Annotated in this window: 18 protein-coding genes and 1 tRNA gene; 10 read left to right on the top strand and 9 right to left on the bottom strand. The window is 46.5% G+C overall.

Translation table 11 applies throughout. The annotated features are described in order from the left end of the window. Positions 1-69: 69 nt before the first annotated feature. A complete protein-coding gene (locus AC060N_RS20465; RefSeq protein WP_479525331.1) occupies positions 70-909 on the bottom strand; it encodes an alpha/beta fold hydrolase in 840 nt (279 codons plus the stop codon). Positions 910-1,177: 268 nt separating this feature from the next. On the opposite strand from AC060N_RS20465, the gene AC060N_RS20460 reads away from it, so the two are divergent. Then, entirely contained in the window at positions 1,178-3,571 is a 2,394-nt protein-coding gene (locus AC060N_RS20460) for a TonB-dependent receptor (protein ID WP_479525330.1), read from the top strand. Positions 3,572-3,635: 64 nt separating this feature from the next. Here AC060N_RS20460 and sucD read toward each other — a convergent pair whose 3' ends face one another. Both sucD and sucC read right to left on the bottom strand, forming a co-directional pair. Beyond that, entirely contained in the window at positions 3,636-4,508 is an 873-nt protein-coding gene (gene sucD, locus AC060N_RS20455) for a succinate--CoA ligase subunit alpha (protein WP_479525329.1), read from the bottom strand. A 62-nt stretch (positions 4,509-4,570) separates the two neighbouring features. Continuing rightward, positions 4,571-5,710, bottom strand: coding sequence for an ADP-forming succinate--CoA ligase subunit beta (gene sucC / locus AC060N_RS20450; RefSeq protein WP_479525328.1), 1,140 nt, complete (start codon positions 5,708-5,710; stop codon positions 4,571-4,573). A 293-nt stretch (positions 5,711-6,003) separates the two neighbouring features. Between sucC and AC060N_RS20445 the strand changes: the two genes are divergently transcribed. Then, entirely contained in the window at positions 6,004-6,771 is a 768-nt protein-coding gene (locus AC060N_RS20445) for a TIGR00266 family protein (protein WP_106540935.1), read from the top strand. A gap of 68 nt (positions 6,772-6,839) precedes the next feature. On the opposite strand, the gene AC060N_RS20440 is transcribed toward AC060N_RS20445, so the two are convergent. From AC060N_RS20440 to AC060N_RS20420, 5 genes are read right to left on the bottom strand one after another with little or no spacing between them, the layout of a single operon-like run. Continuing rightward, complete coding sequence (locus AC060N_RS20440; protein ID WP_479525327.1) at positions 6,840-9,419, bottom strand: carboxypeptidase-like regulatory domain-containing protein; 2,580 nt, start codon at positions 9,417-9,419, stop codon at positions 6,840-6,842. A 13-nt stretch (positions 9,420-9,432) separates the two neighbouring features. Beyond that, on the bottom strand, positions 9,433-10,923 hold the full coding sequence (locus AC060N_RS20435; RefSeq protein ID WP_479525326.1) for a carboxypeptidase-like regulatory domain-containing protein: 1,491 nt from the start codon (positions 10,921-10,923) through the stop codon (positions 9,433-9,435). 4 nt (positions 10,924-10,927) lie between these two features. Continuing rightward, entirely contained in the window at positions 10,928-12,487 is a 1,560-nt protein-coding gene (locus AC060N_RS20430) for a PDZ domain-containing protein (RefSeq protein ID WP_479525325.1), read from the bottom strand. 22 nt (positions 12,488-12,509) lie between these two features. After that, positions 12,510-13,517 (bottom strand): FecR family protein, encoded by a 1,008-nt coding sequence (locus AC060N_RS20425; protein WP_479525324.1) that lies wholly within the window; start codon positions 13,515-13,517, stop codon positions 12,510-12,512. Then, positions 13,514-14,170 carry an RNA polymerase sigma-70 factor gene (locus AC060N_RS20420; protein ID WP_479525323.1) on the bottom strand — a complete coding sequence of 219 codons (657 nt, stop codon included), beginning with the start codon at positions 14,168-14,170 and terminating at the stop codon, positions 13,514-13,516. Before AC060N_RS20420 ends, AC060N_RS20425 begins: the two co-directional genes overlap by 4 nt. Before the next feature lie 259 nt (positions 14,171-14,429). On the opposite strand from AC060N_RS20420, the gene AC060N_RS20415 reads away from it, so the two are divergent. Both AC060N_RS20415 and AC060N_RS20410 read left to right on the top strand, forming a co-directional pair. Continuing rightward, a complete protein-coding gene (locus AC060N_RS20415; protein ID WP_479525322.1) occupies positions 14,430-15,809 on the top strand; it encodes an MFS transporter in 1,380 nt (459 codons plus the stop codon). An 82-nt stretch (positions 15,810-15,891) separates the two neighbouring features. Next, positions 15,892-15,975: transfer RNA gene (locus AC060N_RS20410), tRNA-Leu, on the top strand. Between the two features lie 54 nt (positions 15,976-16,029). On the opposite strand, the gene AC060N_RS20405 is transcribed toward AC060N_RS20410, so the two are convergent. After that, positions 16,030-16,485: an IS200/IS605 family transposase gene (locus tag AC060N_RS20405; protein ID WP_479525321.1), complete on the bottom strand. Its 456-nt coding sequence runs from the start codon at positions 16,483-16,485 to the stop codon at positions 16,030-16,032. A 169-nt stretch (positions 16,486-16,654) separates the two neighbouring features. On the opposite strand from AC060N_RS20405, the gene AC060N_RS20400 reads away from it, so the two are divergent. The 6 genes from AC060N_RS20400 (at position 16,655) to AC060N_RS20375 (ending at position 23,270) form a co-directional block, all read left to right on the top strand. Further along, a complete protein-coding gene (locus AC060N_RS20400) occupies positions 16,655-18,886 on the top strand; it encodes a carbohydrate binding family 9 domain-containing protein (RefSeq protein ID WP_479525320.1) in 2,232 nt (743 codons plus the stop codon). A 141-nt stretch (positions 18,887-19,027) separates the two neighbouring features. Further along, positions 19,028-19,402 carry a response regulator gene (locus AC060N_RS20395; RefSeq protein WP_153640745.1) on the top strand — a complete coding sequence of 125 codons (375 nt, stop codon included), beginning with the start codon at positions 19,028-19,030 and terminating at the stop codon, positions 19,400-19,402. Positions 19,403-19,508: 106 nt separating this feature from the next. After that, complete coding sequence (locus tag AC060N_RS20390) at positions 19,509-19,970, top strand: dCMP deaminase family protein (protein ID WP_479525319.1); 462 nt, start codon at positions 19,509-19,511, stop codon at positions 19,968-19,970. Beyond that, positions 19,963-21,582 (top strand): S41 family peptidase, encoded by a 1,620-nt coding sequence (locus AC060N_RS20385; RefSeq protein WP_479525318.1) that lies wholly within the window; start codon positions 19,963-19,965, stop codon positions 21,580-21,582. The genes AC060N_RS20390 and AC060N_RS20385 overlap by 8 nt, the downstream gene beginning before the upstream one ends. Positions 21,583-21,738: 156 nt before the next feature. Beyond that, complete coding sequence (locus tag AC060N_RS20380; RefSeq protein ID WP_479525317.1) at positions 21,739-22,224, top strand: RNA polymerase sigma factor; 486 nt, start codon at positions 21,739-21,741, stop codon at positions 22,222-22,224. Continuing rightward, positions 22,224-23,270 (top strand): hypothetical protein, encoded by a 1,047-nt coding sequence (locus AC060N_RS20375; RefSeq protein WP_479525316.1) that lies wholly within the window; start codon positions 22,224-22,226, stop codon positions 23,268-23,270. Before AC060N_RS20380 ends, AC060N_RS20375 begins: the two co-directional genes overlap by 1 nt. Positions 23,271-23,276 lie beyond the last annotated feature (6 nt).

Below are 23,276 nucleotides of genomic sequence, written 5' to 3'. Positions count from 1 at the left end.
ACCATATGCTAAACAACATAACCAGAGGTAAACCAAATAATTTATACTGTTTCTATTATTCCGCAGAAATTATCTGTTTTGGCCATCAATCCTACTATTTTCCGGCTGTTCAACCGAAAAATTCAAAAATTTCTCTAAAAATAAACTTTTCTCTTCGATGAAGCCCACATGTCCGCATTTTTCCAATCCGACAAAAGTTGCATTTCGGATGTGATGCGCTTCGTTCCATTGTTTGGCAGCTGCCAGTATCTTGTCTTCTTCTCCGGCAATTATCAGTACCGGAAAAAAAGCAGTGTTCAGAAATTCGAGGTACGACGGCCTTCCCATAATGGCTCGGATTGCCCGAACGGCCGCTTCCGGCGATACCCGGGAAGCCATTTCGCGCAACCGGTCATGCAACTCCGGGAATCGATTGAGGTTACAAGGCGCAAAGTTGTTGTGCAACGAATTGCGAATAATCAACTCCAGCCGTCCTTTCTCAATCAAACCCATTTCGCGGCGTCGCAGGTTCAGATGACTTTCCGATGCTTTGTCGGCTGATGCATGTAACAAAGCCAACCGTTTTACCCTTTTGGGGAAGAGGCCGGCAAAAGCCAGTGCATTATATCCTCCCATCGAATGTCCTGCCAGTGTCAATTGACCTGTATGGCCGATTTCTTCCAGAAGACTGTGCAATTCTTTCGCAAAATCGATAAAAGTATAGCCTTCCGGCGGAAGCTCGGAATGGCCGTGACCGGGGAAATCGACTGTCAGAATCTGAAAATGCCGGGAAAGTTCCGGCAGAAGGTCATCGAAAATATCCGATGATTCCAGGTACCCGTGAAGCAAAACCAGTAACTCACCTTCTCCCGAAAGGGAATAGGACAATTTACGACTGTTGGAGAAATGGTAAAGCTGGGTCTGGTTCATCCGTGCAAATTAACACATTTCTTCTTTTTCAGCAGGCGAATTGGAAGCATTTTATCCGTTTGAGTTATGATAAATCAAATGTTTCAAAACATCATTTTATGTAGATATGAAAATGTATGATTATAATTTCGTTGTTATGATTCAATTTTGGGATTATGCCCTCTTTTCTCCCTCATATTGAAGTTAAAATCAAGATGTTTAATCATTAGGTGAAAATATTAAACAAAAATATTTATCTTGGTGTTTTATTTCAGACAAAACCAACAAAATGAAGAAAATACTATTCCTGATTGTAACCTTACTTATTTCGTGCCCCGTGTTCAGCCAGCAGGAGAATAACGGCGTGGTGAAGGGGCGCGTTTTCAATGCCAGCAATAACCAGCCGGTTCCCTTTGCCAATGTGGTGGTATTTGGCACCAATACCGGAACGATCGCCGACATCAACGGAAACTTTAAGCTAACCGGATTGACGCCGGGCTTTATCAAGTTGCAGGTTTCATCAGTCGGTTTTCAGATAAATATCACTGAATCCTTCCGGGTGACCAACGCCAGCGTAGCCGAGATTAATATTCCGATGGAGGAATCGACGGTCAATCTGGATGCCGTCACCGTGAAACCTTCCCAATTCCGGAAACGGGAAGAAAGTCCGGTTTCGTTGCGGAGCATTGGCATCGATGAAATCGAAAAGAATCCGGGCGGCAACCGCGATATTTCCAAAGTTATTCAGAGTTATCCGGGCGTATCGTCCACGCCTGCCTACCGGAATGATGTGATTGTCCGGGGCGGTGGTCCTTCGGAGAACCGCTTCTTTCTTGACGACGTGGAAATTCCAAACCTCAACCACTTTGCCACGCAAGGTGCTTCGGGAGGTCCGGTTGGGATAATCAATGTCGATTTTATTCGCAATGTGGATTTCTATTCCGGTGCTTTTCCGGCCGACCGGGGAAATGCTCTGAGTTCGGTGCTCGAGTTCAAACAGAAGAATGGAAACAGCGATAAGATGAAATACCGGGCCACACTGGGCGCTTCCGATTTGGCGCTTACCCTCGACGGGCCTTTGTCAAAGAAAACGACAGCGATTTTCTCGGCCCGGCGTTCGTACCTCCAGTTTTTATTTAGTGCGCTGGGATTGCCTTTTCTGCCCACCTACAACGATTTCCAGTTTAAGGTTCGCACCAAAATTGACGACAAAAACGAGGTGTACTTTACAGGAATTGGCGCCCTCGATCAGTTCAAACTGAATACCGATGCGAATAATACCGAAGAGCAGCGTTACATTCTGGGCTATTTGCCGGTGAATAAACAGTGGAGTTATGCGGGCGGTGTTGTATACAAACACTACCGTGAAAAAGGGTACGACACCTGGGTGCTGAGTCAGAACCGGCTCAACAACATTCAGTACAAATACCAGGACAACATCGAAAAGCCGGAAAACCTGCTACTCGATTACGATTCGTATGAGCGGGAGACAAGATTCCGCTATGAGCATAACTACACATCATCCAACGGATTCCGGCTGAATTACGGCTCAGGCATGCAATATGCCGAATATTTTAACCGTACCTACCGGAAGAATTTCATCAACGGGCAATTAACCGACCTGAACTACCGGACGGATTTGTCGTTCTGGAAGTATTCTTTCTTTGGACAGGCGAGCCAGCACTTTTTAGACGAAAGGCTGGTATTATCATTGGGATTGCGCGCTGATGCCAACAATTATTCAGCACAAATGAATAACCTGTTACAGCAGCTTTCGCCCCGTTTTTCGGCCAGCTATAACTTCACTCCGTCTTTTTCGGTCAGTATGAATACGGGCCGGTATTATCAGCTGCCGTCATACACTACCATGGGCTACCGCAACAATTCGGGCTCTTTGGTCAACCGGCAAAATGGATTGAAATACATCTCGGTGAATCATTACGTAGCCGGAATAACCTGGCAGCCGCAGCCTGATCGGCAATTCTCGGTAGAAGGCTTTTACAAAGGCTACAACGATTATCCGTTTTCGGTTGCCGATTCGGTTTCGCTGGCCAGCAAAGGAGCCGATTACGGAGTTTACGGCGATGAAGAAGTTTTGCCCATCAGTAACGGACGGGCCTACGGTTTCGAAATTCTGGGGCGCGACAAGGATATTCTGGGCTTCAACACGGTGTTTTCTTACACCTATGTTCGAAGCGAATTCCGCGAAGGCGATGGGAAATACATTCCGGCGTCCTGGGACAACCGGCATATTTTCAACATTACGGCCAGCAGAAGCCTGAAGAAAAACTGGGACGTTGGTTTCAAGTGGCGCTACGTAGGCGGCGCTCCATACACCCCGTGGGATATGAAAACATCCTCGCTTCGAACCGCCTGGGATGCACAGGGGCGTGGTTACCTCGATTACAGCCGGTATAACCAACTCCGGCTGAAAGCTTTTCATCAGCTCGATTTCCGGGTGGATAAATCGTATTATTTCAAGAAGTGGTCGCTGATGCTTTATGTGGATGTGCAAAATGCTTACAACTTCAAGGCCGATCAACCGGCCGACCTGGTTTTGGTGGAGGATGCCAACGGAAATCCGGTTATCGACCCGAATGACCCGAGTCGTTATGAGTTGAAAACCATCAGTCCGGAAAGCGGCACTGTACTTCCTACCATCGGTGTAATGATTGAGTTTTAAGGAAAAAAGTGGCGACACCCGAAGGCATCGCCACTTTTGAACATTGTATGGACTTGAAAAACATTTACTTTCCTAAGCGTTCCTGAATAAGCACCGGGATTTCGGCTGGCTTACGGGCAACCGGAACTCCGGCTTCCTCGAACGCTTTAATTTTTTCTGCAGCTGTACCGCTTCCGCTGGAAATAATGGCACCGGCGTGTCCCATCCGTTTTCCGGGAGGTGCGGTTTGTCCGGCGATAAAAGCAACAACTGGTTTGGTCACCTTTTCTTTGATGTATTGGGCGGCGCGCTCTTCGGCATCACCACCAATTTCACCAATCAAGACAATGGCTTCGGTTTGCGGGTCGTTCTGGAACATTTCCAGCAATTCTTCATAGTAGAGTCCGGCAACCGGGTCACCACCAATTCCTACGCAGGTACTTTGTCCGAGACCGTTTGTGGTCAACTGGTTCACCATCTCGTAGGTAAGCGTACCACTCCGGCTCATCAAACCTACATTTCCTTTTTTGAAAATGCTTCCCGGAAGGATACCAACCAGCGCTTCGCCGGGAGTAACCAGTCCCGGACAGTTGGGACCAATCAGTTTGGTGCCGTTCTTTTTCAGGTAGGGCATTAGTTTCACCATATCCAGTGTGGGAAGACCTTCGGTGATGGTAATCACCAGCTCTACGCCTGCTTCAGATGCTTCATAAACAGCATCAGCGGCAAATTTCGGTGGAACAAAAATGATGGATGCATTGGCCTTGGTTGCTGCTACGGCGTCTTTAACCGTATTGAAAACCGGAATATCACCGACTTTTTGTCCGGCTTTACCCGGTGAAACCCCGCCAACCACGTTGGTTCCGTATTCTTTCATTTTTTGTGCGTGGAAACTACCGTCACGACCGGTAATTCCCTGTACAATGAGGCGGGTATCTGAGTTGATTAGAATGCTCATTTGATTTGAATTAAAAATTGAAACAAAGGGTAAATCAGTTAATTAATTTCAGAAAACGTGAATTAAACAGTCTGGCTGGCCATTTCGATGGCTTTTTCAGCAGCTTCGCCCATGGAAGCAACTGTTACCAGGTTGGTTTTCTTCAAAATCTCCAAACCTTCAGCGGCATTGGTACCCGACAGGCGAACCACAATCGGGATGTTGATATTCATCTGGTCCAGTGCGCTGATAATACCTTTGGCTACATCATCGCAACGAGTGATACCACCGAAGATATTAATCATCACGGCTTTCACGTTTTTGTCGGCCAGCAGCAGGTTCATGGCGTCAATTACCTTCTGCGGGTTCGAGCTACCACCAATATCGAGGAAGTTGGCGGGTTCGCCACCGTAAATCTTGATAATGTCCATGGTTGCCATGGCCAAGCCGGCGCCGTTCACCATACAACCAATGTTACCATCGAGTTTGATGAAACTTAATCCTTTTTCCTTTGCTTCGATCTCTGTCTTCTCGTCTTCGGTAGGCTCACGCATTTCCAGAATTTCCGCTTGACGGAACAGGGCGTTGTCATCGAAGTTCATCTTACCGTCGAGTGCCATCAGGTTACCGTCAGCAGTAATCACCAGCGGATTGATTTCGGCCAGTGAAGCATCGGTATCCATGAACACACGATAGAGTTTTTCGAACAAATCGGCCCCCTGGCGAACCAGCTTGATGTCGTCGAAAAGTTTAAAAGCAATCTGCCGTGCCTGGAAAGGCATCAACCCGATTTCGGCGTCAATGACGAACTTGTGAATGGCATCGGGGTTGTCCTTGGCAACCTCTTCAATTTCGACACCACCTTCAGCGCTGGCCATAAACACAACCGACTTGGTGTTCCGGTCGATGGTCAGACCTACGTAGAATTCGTCGGTAAACGAAATGGCTTTGGCGGCCAATACTTTCTCGACAGTGTAACCTTTAATGTCCATGCCGAGGATCTGATTGGCTGCATCGACCAGTTCTTCTTTGGTTTTAGCGAGTTTTACACCTCCGGCTTTACCGCGTCCTCCGGCGAGAACCTGGGCTTTTACCACAACGGGCAATCCCAGTTTGTCAGCGGCTTTTTCCACGTCTTCAACTGAGTGACAGAGAATCTCATCCGAGACAGGGATCTCATAATCGGCAAATATCTGCTTTGCCTGGTATTCGTGAATTTTCATTTAATGCTGGTTGTTAGAGTTTTTAACTAACTATTTGAATAAAATTTTTACAGTCGTTCAATGAGCTAACAGGGTGTTTTTATGTAAAATTTCCCTGATAAATAAGCCTCTAAAGTATTGAAAAATATGAATAAATAAATATGTTGTATATCACATGAAAGAGGTTCGAAAAAGCATGCATTGTGCTCTTAAATGAAATCCGCTAACTTTAGAGGGTTTTCCATCATTAACAAAAGAATAGGTGATTGGTTTTACCTATCGCGAATTCATTTATCCATTGTAAATATTTGCTTATGCGTTCACATGAAATTGATTATCGTATTGTTGGCGGAGACCTTCAGTTTGTGGAGGTGGAACTCGATCCAGGAGAGACCGTAATTGCGGAAGCCGGAGCGATGATGTACATGGAAGATTCGGTGAGTTTTGAAACCCGAATGGGGGATGGTTCCGAAGCCAACCAGAGTATATTGGGAAAATTATTATCAGCCGGAGGTCGGTTGCTTACCGGCGAGTCACTTTTTCTGACCCATTTTACCCACCGGGGATTGGGAAAAGGACACGTGGCTTTTGCGGCACCTTATCCGGGAACAATTCTTCCGATTGACCTGCCCAACCACGGAGGTTCTATTTTGGCTCAGAAAGACGCCTTTTTGTGTGCCGCCTACGGGACAAAAGTGGGAGTGGCGTTGAACAGAAAGCTGGGCGCCGGATTTTTTGGTGGCGAAGGTTTTATTCTTCAGCGTTTCGACGGTGATGGTAAAGTATTTGTTCATGCCGGTGGAACAGTTGTGGAGCGGCAACTGAACAATGAAACATTGCGGGTAGACACCGGTTGTATTGTCGCATTTGAGCCATCCATCGATTTCTCAATTGAATCGGCAGGAGGCTTGCGTTCTATGATTTTTGGCGGTGAAGGAATTTTTCTGGCAACTTTACGGGGAACAGGAAAAGTATGGCTGCAGTCGATGCCGGTTAGTAAACTGATTAAGGCATTAGCCCCGGCAGGTAAAAATCAGGGAAAAGGCGATAGCTCCATTCTGGACAATCTGTTCGAGCGTTAAAATATTAGACAAGGCCCCGGAAAGTATGAAACTACCGGGGCTTTTTATGATCTGTCAAAATATTTGCTCTATTTAACTTTTAACTCGGCATCCTTGCTGAACCAGGTGCCGTCGAGGTTGATTCCTTCCACATGTACGTTGTAAGTCGACTTAAGCTTACTGGTTTTGAAGTTGAGAACAATCTCTCCATTGTCTCTGATAAAAACGACCGGAGCCCACAGCAATGTCGATTGTAAATTATACTTGGCTTTCCCAAAAGGCTGAGGTGAAAAATTTCTTGACACTCGCAAACCTTTCTCGTATTCCGGACCCGTTTCTTTTTTCGGTTGTATGCGTTCCCCCTTCTTGGTGGTAATTTCGATAACACCGACCGAATTTAAACCGGTGTACTTCGCTACATCCGAAAGTTTGGTTGACACGTTGATATCTTCCACGGTCAGCGGCGGAATCGCACTCAGTGTCGATGCGGAGGTTCCCAATTGCTGTCCGTCAACCACGATTAACGCACCGCCCTGGTTCATCAAACTGTTGTGAGAACCTTTGAAAACAATTCGTTCCCCCATCAAATCAAAGGGTTTAATCATGTTGATGATATCGAGCAGATTAGTCGATTGATCGAGGTATGCTTTCCAGAAATCGTCTTTTCTTTTGTTGGGCTCGATTACCTTATCAGGAACAGAAGCGAACAGATCGGGATTGTTGTCAAAATACGATGCCTGGAGGAGTCCCATTTCTGATTTCCACGGATCGGCTACCGGTTTGCTGTTGATGTAATCAACCACTTTTTCCGCAAAGCTTTTGTCTAGTTTTACCGTGAGATCTTTCTTGCCGGAATCGTCGGTAGCGGTAATGGTCAGGTTGCCGGGGTTCGAAAGGAGCGGCGAATCGATGGAAAAGTGCCCATTCTCGTCGCTGGTGGTGTTGAACATCTGCATACTGGAGTTAACGATGTTGATTTTTGCATTGGCTACGGGCTCATCCTTGCGGTTGAAAACCATTCCGGAGAGGCCGATATCTAGTTGTTCAGGTGCCTCAGTGGTTGAGTCTTTATATGTGCGGACTTCGTCCCAATCAAAATTCTGCAGATGGTTGGCCATCAAGTAAAATTTAAACGATGTAGCGTTTTTCTGCGCTTCCGGGTTCGAGAGAGGAATGGGCAGGGAAGTGCCGCAGTTCAATTGGGCGATTCCACTGGCTTTCGGAATATCTGCCCGCACATCTGTTACCGACACGGCCACTTCTCCTTTTACCGGTTTTCCGTTCTCGTCGGTTAGTTTTATATGGATTTTCCCAGCCTGATCCGTGCCCATCGATTCAGGGAATTGCGTTTTTACAGCGACTGATTTTTCTTTGTTGATATTGATAAGGCTCTGTGCCCGAAGTTTTCCCATATCGTCGAAAACGGAGAAGAGCGTAACACCCTGACGAAAACTGCTCAGGTTAACCGGAATTTTACCGGCTGCCCCGATTTGGAATTCCGAAGCCCAGACTACTTCACCACGGTTGACAGCCAGCATGGAGTATTTATTTTTTTCACTGCCGGCCGGTCTTTTTAACGTGATCCAAAGCGTATCGGCATTACTCTGGTTGGAGTTAATGGAAACAGCCTGTGCATCGGGTTTTGGCAGCGGAAATTCCTGGCCTTTACCGGGCTCACTGGTGACGACCAGCTTCAACTGGCTGTCATTCTGCGATACCAGACTAAAAATTCCTAAACCGGGAGCAATGGTTCCTGCTTTGGCCAGCAGTTTGCCGTTGTGATCCACTACATTACCATTGACTACAATTGGATTGCCGAATGCATCGGAAGCACGGAATGCCACCATTTGGGCTGTTGCCGGTACCAGGTTTCCTCCTTCCGGGAAAAAGTGAATGGTCAGCGGTTCATTGGCAAGCGGCACATGGTTGCTGAAACGATAGTCTTCTTTATTTTCATTGAAATTGACATCCAGCATCAAGGGCTTTTTCAATTGTTGATTGGGAGCGTTGAACGTGATGAAAGCACTGCCGTTCTTTTCGGTTTTTACTTTGCCCGAAGCAAAAGTGTTGTCGCCCGATTGTACCGTGTATTTTACCCGCACGTTCGATTCCGGTTTCCGGCTAAGATCCGTAACAAATAGTTTGGCTGTCACCGTTTCGCCCGCCTGATAATTTGGTTTGTCGAACACCATGTTGTAGTGCAGATTGTGCTGTTCGGGGCTTTTAATGATAATGCGTTTGTAAAAAACCTGGTTCACGGGTCTGAAAGTCATTTCCGGAGTGTAGGCGATCAGGTAATAGTTGCCCTGCTTCACAGATTCCGGAATCTTGAAATCACCGTTGGTAATCCCGTTTTGAAGCTTGAATCGGTCGCTTCTGATTTCATCACCGTTGTTGCTAACCAACCTGACATCCAACTCCAGGCTTTTCAACGACGGAAGATGTGTGAGCACATCGGTTACATAGCCTTTAAACCAAAGACTTTCACCGGGCCGGTAAAGTGACTTGTCGGTTGAAACATACACTTCCTGATTTACAGTTTGCAAGCGGTAATTATTTAATTGATTGGTCAGTTGATCAATCAGATGAGGCTTTTCTGTATCCTGGGCGTGCAGCCATCCGGCGAACAGGAAAATCCCCGAAAGAACAAGGCGGACAATTGATTTCATAGCAATGGTGTTATTATTGATTTTTATTTTCAGTAGAATCGACATTTTGTTTTAACGCATTACGCAGATCTTCATCTGGTTTAATCACGTTGTAGTTTTCCCAGAATTGCGGATCATAGTCACCGATAAAGTCGGTGAAAATGTCGTTCGACCGGAAAATTCCTGAGGGACCAAATCTGGCCCTTCGCGGGAACCGGTATTGCTGGGTCACCACCATGTCGGAAACACTCCGGAAAATAGAGCGCTGATGGTTTTCTTTATTGCGTACCCGGAATTGAACATCGGTACGCGCCATGTAGAAACTCCACTTTCCGTTTAATTCCCGGTAGGTGATTTTATATTCGGCCCTGATGGGCTGTGTTTTAACGTTATGGGGCTGTTTCTTGATAAACGATTCGCCCAGAATTTTTAAGCTCTTGTTGTCAAGTGAAAAATCGGCCATAATAAGGGCATACGACTCGGCATCGATAAGGAAGTAACCGTTGAAACACGGATAATCCACCCGCTCCTTTCGCGAAAAGCGGATAACCCAGGCCACCCGGCCGTTATATACAATCGGTTGTTCGAATTTGTAGCGGTAAATCTGTTCGTATTGTGGGTCGAGAAAACTTTCGAGGTTTTTCACCACATCGAGTTTGGTGATGTAGTAGGGGCCTCCCTGAATTTTCAGCTTCACGTCTTTATAGGAGCGGTTAAATTCACTTTTTCGACCTTTGATAAACCGGACCTTATCACTTCCAACTCCTCTGTACGGACTTTTTAGCATCTCCATCACGGCTTCCCACATCCCCATGTATTTGCCGTCTTGTCTGACGGTTTCGCGGTAGAATGTGGTCATGAGCTGGGGAGTCAGGGTGTAATTGTCGACAATATGCGATCTAAACCGGGCAATAATTTCTTCCGGTTCAACCGGTTTGACCCTCACTTCGCGCAAGCGGTACGAAACAGGCTTAAGATCGATTTGACTGACGTTTTTCAGGCTATCGGGAGTAATGCGATATTCTACGTAGCCCAGGCAGCCGATAAGGACATCATGATCGAGCAATCGTTGCGGGATAACCAAATCAAAGCGGCCGTCGGAGTTGGTGATGGTACCAATGCTCTGACCGTCGATGGTGACAGATGCGTAAGGAACCGGTTCATGATTGTCGCGATCGATAATTTGGGCCGAAACACGCAATGGCGCCTTTTCGATGCGTTTGATAATGATTTGATTATCGATAACCTCAATCTGGTAGTCGACAACCGGAAGAAGCTGACGCAAAACACTATTCAACGGCTTTTTATCGGTATGACAGGAATAAAGCCCCTGGGGCAGAATCTGCGGATTGTAAGAAAAGTAGAGGTCGTTTTCGAGCACTAATTGGTCGATGATATCCTCAACCGAAGAACTGTCGATGGAAATTGTGATAGGACGTTGTAGTACGGAAATAGCCTCCTGAGCATATACTCCGGGCACAAGAAGGCACACCAGCCACAATAGAATTCCATACTTTTTAAACATAGGTTTAGAAAACTTTTTGCAGGCGAAAATCGGCTCTTATCAACTGTCCGTCTCTTTTCACCAGCATTTTTATATTTCGGTTCTCCCGACTCATCAGGAGTTGGTTGATCTCGCTCAACGAAATGTCTTTGGCCGCTGTATGGTTAATGTATACTATTACATCATTGGGCAACAATCCTGCCAAATCGCCGGGAGATCCCTCCCGGACGTTGATGATTTTGTAATACGGCAAGCCCGGCATCGGATTCACAATATCGATTCCGCTCATGTTATCATTGAACGGTTCGTGAATATGTCGTCCCGGTTGCAACAGCATCCGTTGATTTTGATAATCGATAACAACCGTAAAACGTCGCAAAATCTCGCCTCCAACACTTCCGTTTCGGTCTTTTCCGAGCGTTCCTCCAATGTGGCTGGTATCTGGGAACGAAGCTATCGGTTCGGCAAATTCTATATTGCCAATCCGGATAGCCTGTATCCGGCCTTTCTTCCCGTAGAGGTTACCTGCCATTCCTCGTCCTAGGAACGTTTGGATACTGTTTCCTGGCGGCTGAAGCCGGCTATCAGAAACCGGAGATAACCAAACGGCATCACTGAATCCCAAGTCGACCATCAGTTTTACCGGAACGATTTCATCATTTTCCATGGTTACAGTGGCTTTCATCAGCGGTTTGGAGGCGGTGAGCTCGAGACTGACCGTTTCCGATTTCCGCAAAGCCCGTTTCATGTTGAAACGCTCCGGTTGATAAAGGTAAATTATCTTTCGGGCATAATCGATTTTTACGACATAATCTTTAAACAGGTTAAATCCGATTACTCCGTGGACCGGTATGCCGATTAAAGGTGATATCCTGAAGTCGGGGTTATCTAACACATGGATGGTTTGGTTATACCCGGTTAGTCCCGGAAATTCGATTTTGTTATTGAACGAAGCGTAAGCGTTTACTTTTTTCAGTTCGCCGAGTCCGGTAAGTTTGAGTGGGTGCAAAAATTTCAGATTGAGTTGACTGGAATCGGGGAGTTCGGTAATAGTAGGTACTTTTACTCCCGTATCGAGAATAAAATTCAGGCTTTGTGAGCTATTGATGCGCACCGGGACAATGATAAGATTACTGGCATCAATGAAAGGGATGGCAACGAATTTCCGTTCGGGACGGTTGAAGACAAACGATCGGTGGGATGATGTTCCGGTGGATTCCGTTTGGAACTGACTGTTCAGGTCATTGTTAAACAGATCGTGGACAATGAGATGCCTGTTCGATACCATGAAGTCAAGCCGGTAACGATTCAGTAATTCCTTTAGCACATCTCCCGCCGCCTGGTTCTCACACCTGAAACTGACCAGCTGATTCGCATCTGCATTGGCATTATAGGTTAATTGCAACCCAAGGGTATCACTTATGTGATGAATAATGTCAATGAGCGGTTGCTCCTTTGCCCGGAGCGATATTTTCTGTTGCAGGATAGCTTCCTGTGCTTTTGTATGCGGGCAGGGAAGTGTAAAAAGGAAAATCAGCATCAGGCTGAAAGCAACAATGATACGTTTTCCTTTTTGCCGTTTCATGTAACGGCCTCCTTTCCTGTGGTTATTTCTTCATGGCAAACACAATACCGTCGTCTGTTTTCGATACTTTCAGATTCAGAGTGCGACCAATCACATCGACGATGAAATCAAGATTCTGTTTTTCAAAGTCGGCGGTATATCGCAGAGTATCGATGTGCGCGTTGGCCCCTTCCACTTTAATGTGGTACGTATTTTCGAGTACGCTGAATACTTCCGAAAGAGGCGTATTCTTAAACCGGATGTCTTTGTTCACCCACGAAAGGTAATTGGGAGCCACTCCCAGTTGGCTGGAGGTAGAACCATCGCTTAAATTCACCCATCCCCGCTGTCCGGCCGGAAGGATTTCTTCGGCTTGCTTGCCTTTTTTGAGCGTCGAAACCAGACGGACAGTACCGGTGCGTACATTCACTTCCACTTTCTCCTTACCGGGATAAGCCGATACATTGAACGAAGTTCCCAGCACTTCAATTTGCGCTCCTTCGGTTTCGATGATAAACGGGTGAAGTGCATCGTGGTGAACATCGAAAAAGGCTTCACCAACCAGTTTTACAGTTCTTTTCTTGCCGGTAAAACTTTCCGGATACTCAATACGGGAGTTGGCGTTCAGGCTCACTAGAGTTCCATCGGGCAAGGTCACCTCTTTGATGACTGCCGGTTGCAACACAGTTTGTTGAACAACCCATTGCGATGTGACGGGCTGCTCAGGCCGGGTGAGCCAATAACCGGTAACGCCAAGTGCGACAAGTACCAGTATGGTAGCGGCATATTGCATAACGCGCCGGAACAGGCGACGGGTTGGTTGTTCTGCCGGTTGAGGAGTTTTATCCAGTTGTTTATTTAATTTAGCCCAGGCTTTGTCCGGGTCAGCAGCCGAATGGCTGAAAACCGTACCACTCATTTCCCATGCTTCTCTCATCTCTCTCATCTCAGAGGTTTCCTCTCCCGAAAACGTCTCCGCACCTCTTTCACCGTTCAGGAAAGCAGTCCATTCTTCCGGCGTCAGTTTCGATATGTTCTTCTGGCTTTTCATAATCTGTATGGAAGACAGTTAATCAGCTTTTTACCCTTAACGGAAATGGAACGATATGGTAATTTTTCTTTCGTTTTGTTTTTCCCTGTTCCCAGGAAGAAGAGTACGAGGTGGCGGTAATCTTTCAACAGTGTTCGTAATTGTTTTAAGGCCAGTGTCATTTGTGTTTCAACCGTTTTCACCGAGATGTTTAATTGCTCGGCAATTTCCCGGTACTTCAAACCTTCTTCACGTGCCAGTCGAAAAATTTCCTGTCGTTTTTCCGGCAAAGCCGAAACAGCCGCATCGATTTTCTCTCTCAAACCTACCTCCACATAAAAATCGCTGTAGTCGTGGCGGTCTGATTCCCGTTCCATGACCATGTTGGCATAACCCGACATGATTTTCCGGTGCTCGAGATAGTTGAGGCTGAGATTCCGGACAGCCCGAAACAAATAACTGCGAAGGGAAGAGGTAATCATCAGTTCCTTTCGCTTTTGCCAGAATTTGAGAAAGACATCCTGCACAACACTTTCCGACGGCTCCATTTCGCCCAGAAACCGGAAAGCATAAGCTACCATTGGGCGATAACACTCATGAAAGAGCGCTTCAAAAGCTTGTTTATCGCCTTCGCGGATAGCCAGAAGTCTTCTGTTGTCCTCGTCTTGTATCATTTGAGATTTTTGCATCGCCCCATCAATATAATAGTATAATGACAGTTCATCATCAAAAGACCCTTATGTTAAGAGGCATAATTTTTAATTGATGCTTTAATTTAATGAAAAAGAGGCACAATCAATGAGCAACGGTAAAATTATTGGAAAGGAGATGGTGTCCAGGTTATGACGAATTAGGGGTACAGAAACTTTCCTGCAAATTTTTATCTTTGAGGCTTTTCGGAAAATATACCAAACTACTAATTTGACATTTGACATGACGGAGAGAGAAAGTACCTGGCGTTTTTCGCGCGCGTTTTGGGTGGCCAATACCGTTGAACTGCTGGAACGGGCGGCCTATTACGGAGTTTTCATTGTTATTACCCTTTACCTTTCAAGAATATTAGGCTTTTCAGATGTTCAGGCCGGATTCATTTCCGGAACCTTTTCTGCCTTGCTCTACTTTTTGCCAACGTTCAGTGGCGCAATTGCCGATAAAATTGGATTTCGCAGCGGTCTATTGCTGGCTTTCGGCTTGCTTTCCATCGGTTACCTTGGACTGGCACTTTTACCAACCACCCTTCAATCAGCCGGTTTGGTGCATTACGGGCACATGACTGAGTTCAACGGCTTGCGCGAAAGTGCAGCCAAGTGGGGTATTCTGCCGGTAATGGCACTCATCATCATTGGTGGTTCCTTCATCAAATCGGTGATTTCCGGAACCGTATCCAAAGAGACCACCGAGCAGAACCGGGCCCGCGGCTTTTCGATATTTTATGCCATGGTGAATATTGGCGCTTTTTCGGGAAAAACTATTGTAAAGCCCTTGCGGGAAGCGTTGGGAAACGAAGGTTTGATTACCCTGAATTACTTTTCGGCCGGAGCAACCTTGCTTGGGTTTATCGTCGTTTTCTTCCTGTTTAAATCGTCACATCACGAAGGGCAGGGAAAATCGTTGAAGGAAATCTGGCAGGCACTTATCCGCGTGGTTTCCAATGTACGGTTGATTGTTCTGATTCTGATCATCACCGGATTTTGGATGGTGCAGCACCAGTTGTATGCCACTATGCCGAAATACGTGTTACGTATGGCCGGTGAAGGAGCTTCCCCGTCGTGGTATGCCAACGTCAATCCATTGGTCGTGGTACTGACGGTTGGTTTGGTCACACAGCTGATGCGCAAAAAGAAGGCGGTTACTTCCATGACTGTGGGAATGTTCATCATGCCGTTTTCCGCATTAGCGATGGCGTCCGGCAACATGATTGCTCAGGAACCGATTCTGGGTATGCACCCCGTAGCATTTATGATGGTGGTCGGAATCGTTTTTCAGGGAGTTGCCGAATCGTTCATTTCACCCCGCTTCCTCGAATACTTTTCGTTGCAGGCGCCAAGAGGTGAGGAGGGACTTTATCTTGGATTCAGTCACCTTCATTCCTTCATCTCGTCGCTGGTTGGGTTTGGCTTGTCAGGCTACCTGCTTGGAAAATATTGTCCCGATCCGCTGACTTTAACAGATGCCGAAAAGCTTCATGCATACGATCATGCGCACTACATCTGGTTTGTGTTTGTAGGCATCGCGATTGTCTCGGCTATCTCGCTGGTGATTTACGGAAAAGTGACGGCAGCCATTGATGCCCGCCAAGTAAAGGAAATCTAAGTTTTTTCCGTGAAAAATATTTTTCGAAAGTGAATTTTTGATCTATATTTGTGCCGCGCCGGAAAAAACCGGTTGTCTACCTGCCCGGATGGCGGAATTGGTAGACGCGCTGGATTCAAAATCCAGTTCTGGCAACAGAGTGTGGGTTCGATTCCCACTCCGGGTACTGAAGCCTTCTTCCGAAAAGGGAGAAGGCTTTTTTTATGCCCCGGTTTTCGATTTAATCCCCGAATAATTTTTCTTCCCGGAAAGGAATATGGTGATAGCGAAGAAACTCGATGTACTCTTCGCGGAAGGATTTGTGCAGATGATGTTGCTGATGATTCTGAATGAAGCGCATGGTACTCTCCAGTTGTGAGCGGCTGATGGAGTACGCAGCGAATCCCTTTTGCCAGGTAAACCCTTTACAATTGTCGAAATGTTGGCGCAGCCAGGTTTGCGATGCCTCTTTAAGTGGAAGTACAGCTGACTCAATGGAAAGTCTTGCAGGAATGGCTAGTAACAAATGCACATGATTTTCGGTTCCGCCCAGTGTAATCAACCGGGTTCCCCTCGATTTGGCAATGACCGAAAGGTACGAAACCAATTGAGAACGTATGTCGGGCAACAGGTAACTTCGCTGTCCCATCGTTCCAAATACCACATGCATCAGGCAACTAATAAATGTATTTTCCACTGAGGTTTAAGTTAGTTCATATTCAAGATACTAAATAATTTCTTTTCGGAGTGTACCCATCCTTTTGGTTCATCCGATTCCTGAGAAAAATGGTTGTGATATTGTTGTTTTGACTGTAAGATTGATTTTTTTATCTTACGGTGTCCAAATTACTGCATACTAACTAACTATGAAACTTACCAAAGCTTTGTCGATGCTGGCCATTGGGCTGGTTTTCGTGCCTGGAGTAGTATATGCTTCCGGAAATGATGCCCCGGCTCATTCAACTTTTTCGTTTTCACGGAAGGATTCCACCGTTACCATTAATACCATCAACAGCGACTATGTTCTGCATGTAAAAAAGCGGACAGGGCCCATCAAACTCGATGGCGTGCTGAATGAGGAGGACTGGAAGCGGGCACAGAAAGCAACCGATTTTTACATGGTTTTGCCTTACGATACCGGTTATTCTGCTGCGAAATCGGAAGTGATGATGACTTACGGCGACAAAGCTTTTTACCTGGCCATTGTTTTTTACGATACCATTCCCGGAAAACGACCGGTAGAATCGTTGCGGCGCGATTTTGTCTTTGGTAACAACGATAATTTCCTGTTATTTCTCGATACCTACAACGACCAGACCACGGGCTATTCGTTCGGAGCCAATGCGGCCGGCGCCAAGTGGGACGGCACGATGAGTGACGGTCACAATGTGAATCTGATTTGGGATTGCAAGTGGCAGTCGAAGACCAAAAATTACAAAGACCGTTGGGTGACAGAGATGCGGATTCCCTTTAAATCCATCCGCTACCAAAGTGGTGTGGATCATTGGAATGTGCAGTTCTCTCGTTTGGATTTGAAGATGAACGAAAAATCGGCCTGGGCACCGGTACCACGTCAATTTCCAACGGCCTCATTGGCTTATGCCGGAGTATTAGAATGGGAAACGCCGCCGCCCAAATCCGGACTGCAATTTTCGCTGATTCCGTACATTTTCGGGAGTGCTTCGCGCGACTTTGAAGCGGGCACCGATACCCGTTACCGAAAAGATTTTGGGATGGATGCCAAGCTCGGACTATCGTCGTCGCTGAATCTGGATTTGACTTACAATCCCGATTTTTCGCAGGCAGAAGTGGACGACCAGGTGACGAATCTCGATCGGTTTGAGTTGTATTATCCTGAAAAGCGACAGTTCTTTCTTGAGAACAGCGATTTGTTTGCCAATTATGGTTCGGATCAGATTCGTCCGTTTTTCTCGCGTCGCATCGGACTCGACGCGCCAGTTTTGGCTGGAGCCCGGTTGAGTGGCAAAATTGGTAACGACTGGCGGATTGGGGTGATGGACATGCAGACGGAAAAACACAACGATTTACTGGCGCGGAACTTTTTTGTGGCTTCGGTCCAGAAGAAGGTTTTTTCCCGCTCGAATATCGGGGCCATCTTTGTGAATAAGCAAAACATGAATGTTCCTTCCGGTTTTACCGGGAATGAATCCAACCGGGTAGCGGGTTTGGAGTACAACCTGGCCAGTTCGAATAATTACTGGACCGGTGAATTTTTCGGGTTACGTTCGTTTACCCCGGGCCTGAATTCCGGAAAGCAGTTCTCTCAGGGAGCGGAACTTAGTTATTCGCGGAAGCAGTATGAGTTGTCGATGATTGAATATTACGTAGGGAAAAATTTCAATGCCGAAACCGGTTATGTTCCCAGAGTCGATTACTTACGACTGAATCCTCGGGCGACCGTCCGGTTTTACCCTGAAAATAGCGGGATTGAATATCACGGTTTCTTTACCGAGCTGGACACATACTTTCGTCCGGAAGACATGAATCTTACGGATCGCGAAGTGAGTCTCGATTACTTTTTCCAGTTTCATAACCGGAGCCGCCTGGAACTGAAAAACAATTTCTGGTACATCAAACTGCGGAACGAATTTGATCCCACCAACCAGGGAGATCATTTCCTGTCGGCAGGAACCGATTACAACTGGTTTGATGCGATACTAATTTATCAGTCGGACAACCGAAAAACGTTTAAGTACGAGCTATCTTCCGGTTACGGAGGCTTTTACAACGGAGACCGCTGGCACGCCGAAGGCTTGCTGAACTATCGCTTTCAGCCGTTTGGGTACATTTCTTTGGTGTTCAGCTACAACAACCTGATGTTGCCGCAGCCCTGGGGCAACGTCGATTACTGGCTGGTAGGCCCCAAACTGGACGTAACCTTTACTGACAAAATTTTCTTCACCACTTATGTGCAGTACAACGAACAGATTGACAACATCAATGTGAATGCCCGGTTGCAGTGGCGTTATCAACCTGTGTCTGACATTTACCTGGTGTACACCGATAATTATTTCCCGGGCAACATGGAGGCAAGGAACAGGGCGCTGGTTTTCAAGATGACCTATTGGTTCAATTAAATGTCAGGATAACCGATGAATTGTTAGTCATTTGTCAGCAAACGGATTGATTTACTTTCAGTGCATTTTTCAGGTTACGCTGCTTAACTAAAATATTTTTGTATATATTTGAAATTCACAGGACCCAAAAGCTGAACATACGTGGAAAACCCAGAGAAGAAATCCGTTATTCTTGTTGTTGAAGATGCCGAATCTAACTATCTGTATCTGAAAGCCGTATTGCGTAAGATTGATGCGGAAATGATTTGGGTTAAGAATGGACAGGAAGCGGTTGAAACGGTTAAAAACAATCCGGCAGTAAATCTGGTATTGATGGATTTACAGATGCCTATCATGAATGGGTTTGATGCTACCCGGAAAATTAAGGAAATCCGGCCCGACCTGCCGGTTATTGCCCAAACCGCATTTGTGATGCCCGAAGATGTTGAGATGGCTAAAGAGAGTGGGTGTGACGACTTCTGGGCCAAACCCATCAAATCAAAAGATATTCTGGATAAAGTAAAGAATTTCCTCTGAACGACTGATACCATGTACACCGCCTCGTTCAAGGCGGTTTTTTTTCATGTGCTTTTTCTACGACGACCTAACCTAAGTGCAGTTATTAAGTAAATTAATGCATTGAATGGATAAAACGAATAGTCGCAAACAAGCGTTACTGGATTATCGCTATCTGCGTATGGCTCGAATCTGGGCCGAAAATTCGTATTGTAAGCGCCGGCAGGTAGGAGCTTTGCTGGTGAAAGACAAGATGATCATCTCGGATGGTTACAATGGTACCCCATCAGGCTTTGAAAACAACTGCGAGGACGAGGAGAACAAAACCAAACCGTACGTGTTGCATGCTGAGGCCAACGCCATTACCAAAGTGGCCAAGTCGAACAACAGCAGCGAACGTGCCACATTGTACGTCACCTCGTCACCTTGTCTCGAATGCTCGAAACTGATTATCCAGGCGGGCATCAGCCGGGTGGTTTTCTCCGATTCGTACCGGCTGAACGATGGCATTGAATTGTTGAAAAGGGCTTCGATAGAAATTGTACAGATAGATTTGGAATCAAACAGACAGATAGAACAAAATGGATAAGAAGAACAGAAGGTTAATTACATGGACCCCGGTATTACTGGCGTTTGCCATCATAGTTGGAATTTTTATCGGGATCGTCCTGCAACGTCGGCAGCAATCTGCTTTCGACCACGTTAAGTCGCCGGGCAATAGTAAGATCGATCTCATCTTGAATCTGGTCAACGACTATTACGTCGACTCTGTGAACGAAAAACAACTGGTGAACAACGCCATCCCCGATATACTCAAACAACTCGATCCGCATACAACCTACATTCCCAAGAAGGACATGAAGGAAGTGAACGAGGAAATGTCGGGTAATTTCGGTGGAATCGGTGTTCAGTTTTCCATTCAGAACGATACCGTTACCGTGGTAGATGTGATTTCCGGCGGACCTTCCCAGAAGCTGGGTATCCAGGCCGGCGACCGCATCGTGATGGTGAACGATTCCACCATTGCCGGAGTGGGAATTACCAACGATAAAGTCATCAAGAAACTGCGCGGCAAAAAAGGAACACACGTAAAGGTCTCCATTGCCCGCCGGGGGATTCCCAATTTGATCGACTTCGATATTACCCGTGGCGATATTCCGCTTTACAGCGTCGATGTTTCGTACATGATCGATAAAAATACTGGTTATGTGAAGGTAGGTCGGTTTGCCGAAAATACGTATGCTGAATTCATGAAGGCGCTTGACAAATTGAACCAGGACAGTGTTCAGAATGTCATCATCGACCTGCGTGGTAACCCGGGCGGTTATCTGGCGGCGGTCATCAAGATGGTGAGTGAGTTCCTCGATAAGGGAGAATTGATTGTGTACACTAAAGGATTGCACCAACCGAAAAAGATGTTCCGCGCTGACGGTAAAGGCAGCATGCTGGGCAAAAAAGTGGTGGTGCTGATTGACGAGTTTTCGGCCTCAGCCAGCGAGATTTTCTCCGGAGCCATTCAGGACAACGACCGCGGATTAATTGTTGGTCGCCGTTCCTTCGGAAAAGGACTGGTGCAGGAACAGATTCCGTTCAGCGATGGTTCCGCTATGCGATTAACGGTAGCCCGCTATTACACGCCTTCCGGCAGATGTATCCAGAAACCGTATGACGAAGGTAACAAAGCCTACTACCAGGATATTGCACGCCGGTTTAAGCACGGTGAGTTCGAGCAAAGAGATAGTATTCACTTCAATGATTCGTTGAAGTATCATACCCGCCTCGGAAGAGTAGTATACGGCGGAGGCGGAATCATGCCCGATGTGTTTGTTCCGGCTGATACAACCGGTTTTTCCGACTATTATGGAAAGATTACATCGAAAGGCCTGGTTTACCGTTATGCCTTCGATTATGCCGATGCCCATCGCGAGTTGCTTTCGAAAATGAAAGATGCGAAAGCGATGGAGGCTTACCTGAATAAACAGGATGTATTTGCAAAATTCATCCGGTTTGCTGCGAAAAACGGTGTTCCGCGTGACAGCAAAGGGCTGAAGATTTCAGGAACAATAATCAAGACACAACTCAACGCTTACATAGCCCGGAATATTTTGGGTGAAGAAGGTTTCTATCCCATCATCAAAGAGATTGATACCACCTTACAAAAGGCTATTAGCGTAATTGAATCAAATAAAATGCCGGATTAAGGAATGGCAATAACAGACAGATACAGAAAGGTTGCTCTAGTCAGGGCAACCTTTTTTGTTTTCTCCGAATAAGGAAATTGAAAAAAACAGACCATAGCTGTAACTTTAACAGGAAACAATCGTCTTACCCCGAAAAAGTAATTGTAGCCTGACCGGATGACCCTTGATGAATACAACAGCGCAGTAGATGAATGGGCTGACAGAGTGTACCGCTTTGTCGTGAAAAGCATGCACGACGAAGACGGCGCAAGGGACGTTGTACAGGACAGTTACGAAAAGATGTGGCGGCATCGTAACAATATTGACGGAACGAAGGTGAAAACCTACCTTTTTACCACGGCTTATCATACCATGATTGACCGGATACGGAAAAGCAACCGCGAGGTAATTGGCGACCCGTCGGAACATGCCATCCGCTACGAACGAAACGGTTTTTCCGATTTGCAGGAGGTGCTTCATGAAGCAATATCCCGTTTACCGGAAAAACAACGCAGCGTGGTTTTGCTACGTGATTATGAAGGCTATTCCTACCGGGAAATTGCCGACATTTCCGGTTTAACCGAAGCACAGGTCAAGGTGTATATTTACCGGGCCCGTGTTTTTTTGAAGAAGTACATCGGTAGCATTGATGTGGTGGTGTAATGAAGATAACGACTGAAAATTACGAGGAATTTGTTCTGGATTACCTGGAAGGAAACCTGGATCCGGAAACGCGGAAGGAGCTGGAAGCTTTCTTCGCGGAGCATCCCCGTTTGGCTCCTGACGAGGAAGGAATTTCTTCGTTTGTACTTCAGCCGGAAGAACTTTCCATGTCGGGAAAAAAATCGTTGCATAAATCTCTGTTCGATACACCGGAAGGACTGGAAACCGCGGCCATAGCGCTTTCGGAAAGTGACCTCTCCAAAGAAGAAACAGCAGCTTTTCAAACCTGGCTAAAAAGTCACCCCGAAGCAGAAGAAACGGTCAACGAGTTTGGCCGGCTGAAACTGCAACCGGATTCCGCAATTGTTTTTCCCGGTAAGACAAAACTGAAGAGAAAAACCCGCGTACTGCCAGTCTGGTGGAGTGTTGCTGCCGCTGCCGTGTTGGTACTGGGCATTTTTCTTTTCTATCCCGAAAAAGACGCACCTGTTCAGCAGCAAATGACTCCGCAAGTCGCGGAAACTTTGGTTCCGGATACTCCTGCGAAATCAGTTCCCGATAAGGAAAAAGTGAATGCTTCTGATAAACCGGGTCATTCACCCGAAGAAAAGATCGTCAGGGAAAAACCGGTGCAGGTCGTAGAAATTCTTCCTGCGAAAGCGAAACCGATACCTCAAAAAAAAGAGCATCCCGAACCCGTTCGGATAGCCATGAACATCCCGGAACCCATGAAAGCAAAGGTCATCCGGTTTGATGTGCAGCCCGAAAAAGTGGTAATGGTGCTCGATTATCAGGACACTGAAAAAGCACTGGCGGATGAAATTCCGGTGGAAGACCTGCTCGACAGGAAACTCCAACGCTCGTTGCATAGTGACGACCGGGAACTGCTTTCGCCCGATAACATTGCGCTGGGCGGACTCCAGTTGATAGCTAGGGCATCGGGCGATCGGCTGGTCGGAAAACGGGACAATGACGGCGAAATAAAGGCTATCTCTTTTCACAGTCGTTTGCTTTCTTTCTCCCTTCCGGTGAATAAAAACCGCTAAGCTGTA

The sequence above is a fragment of the Prolixibacter sp. DSM 2831 genome (assembly GCF_056493735.1).
Note: the sequence above shows the minus strand (reverse complement) of the source record. Positions and strands in the feature narration are given on the sequence as shown.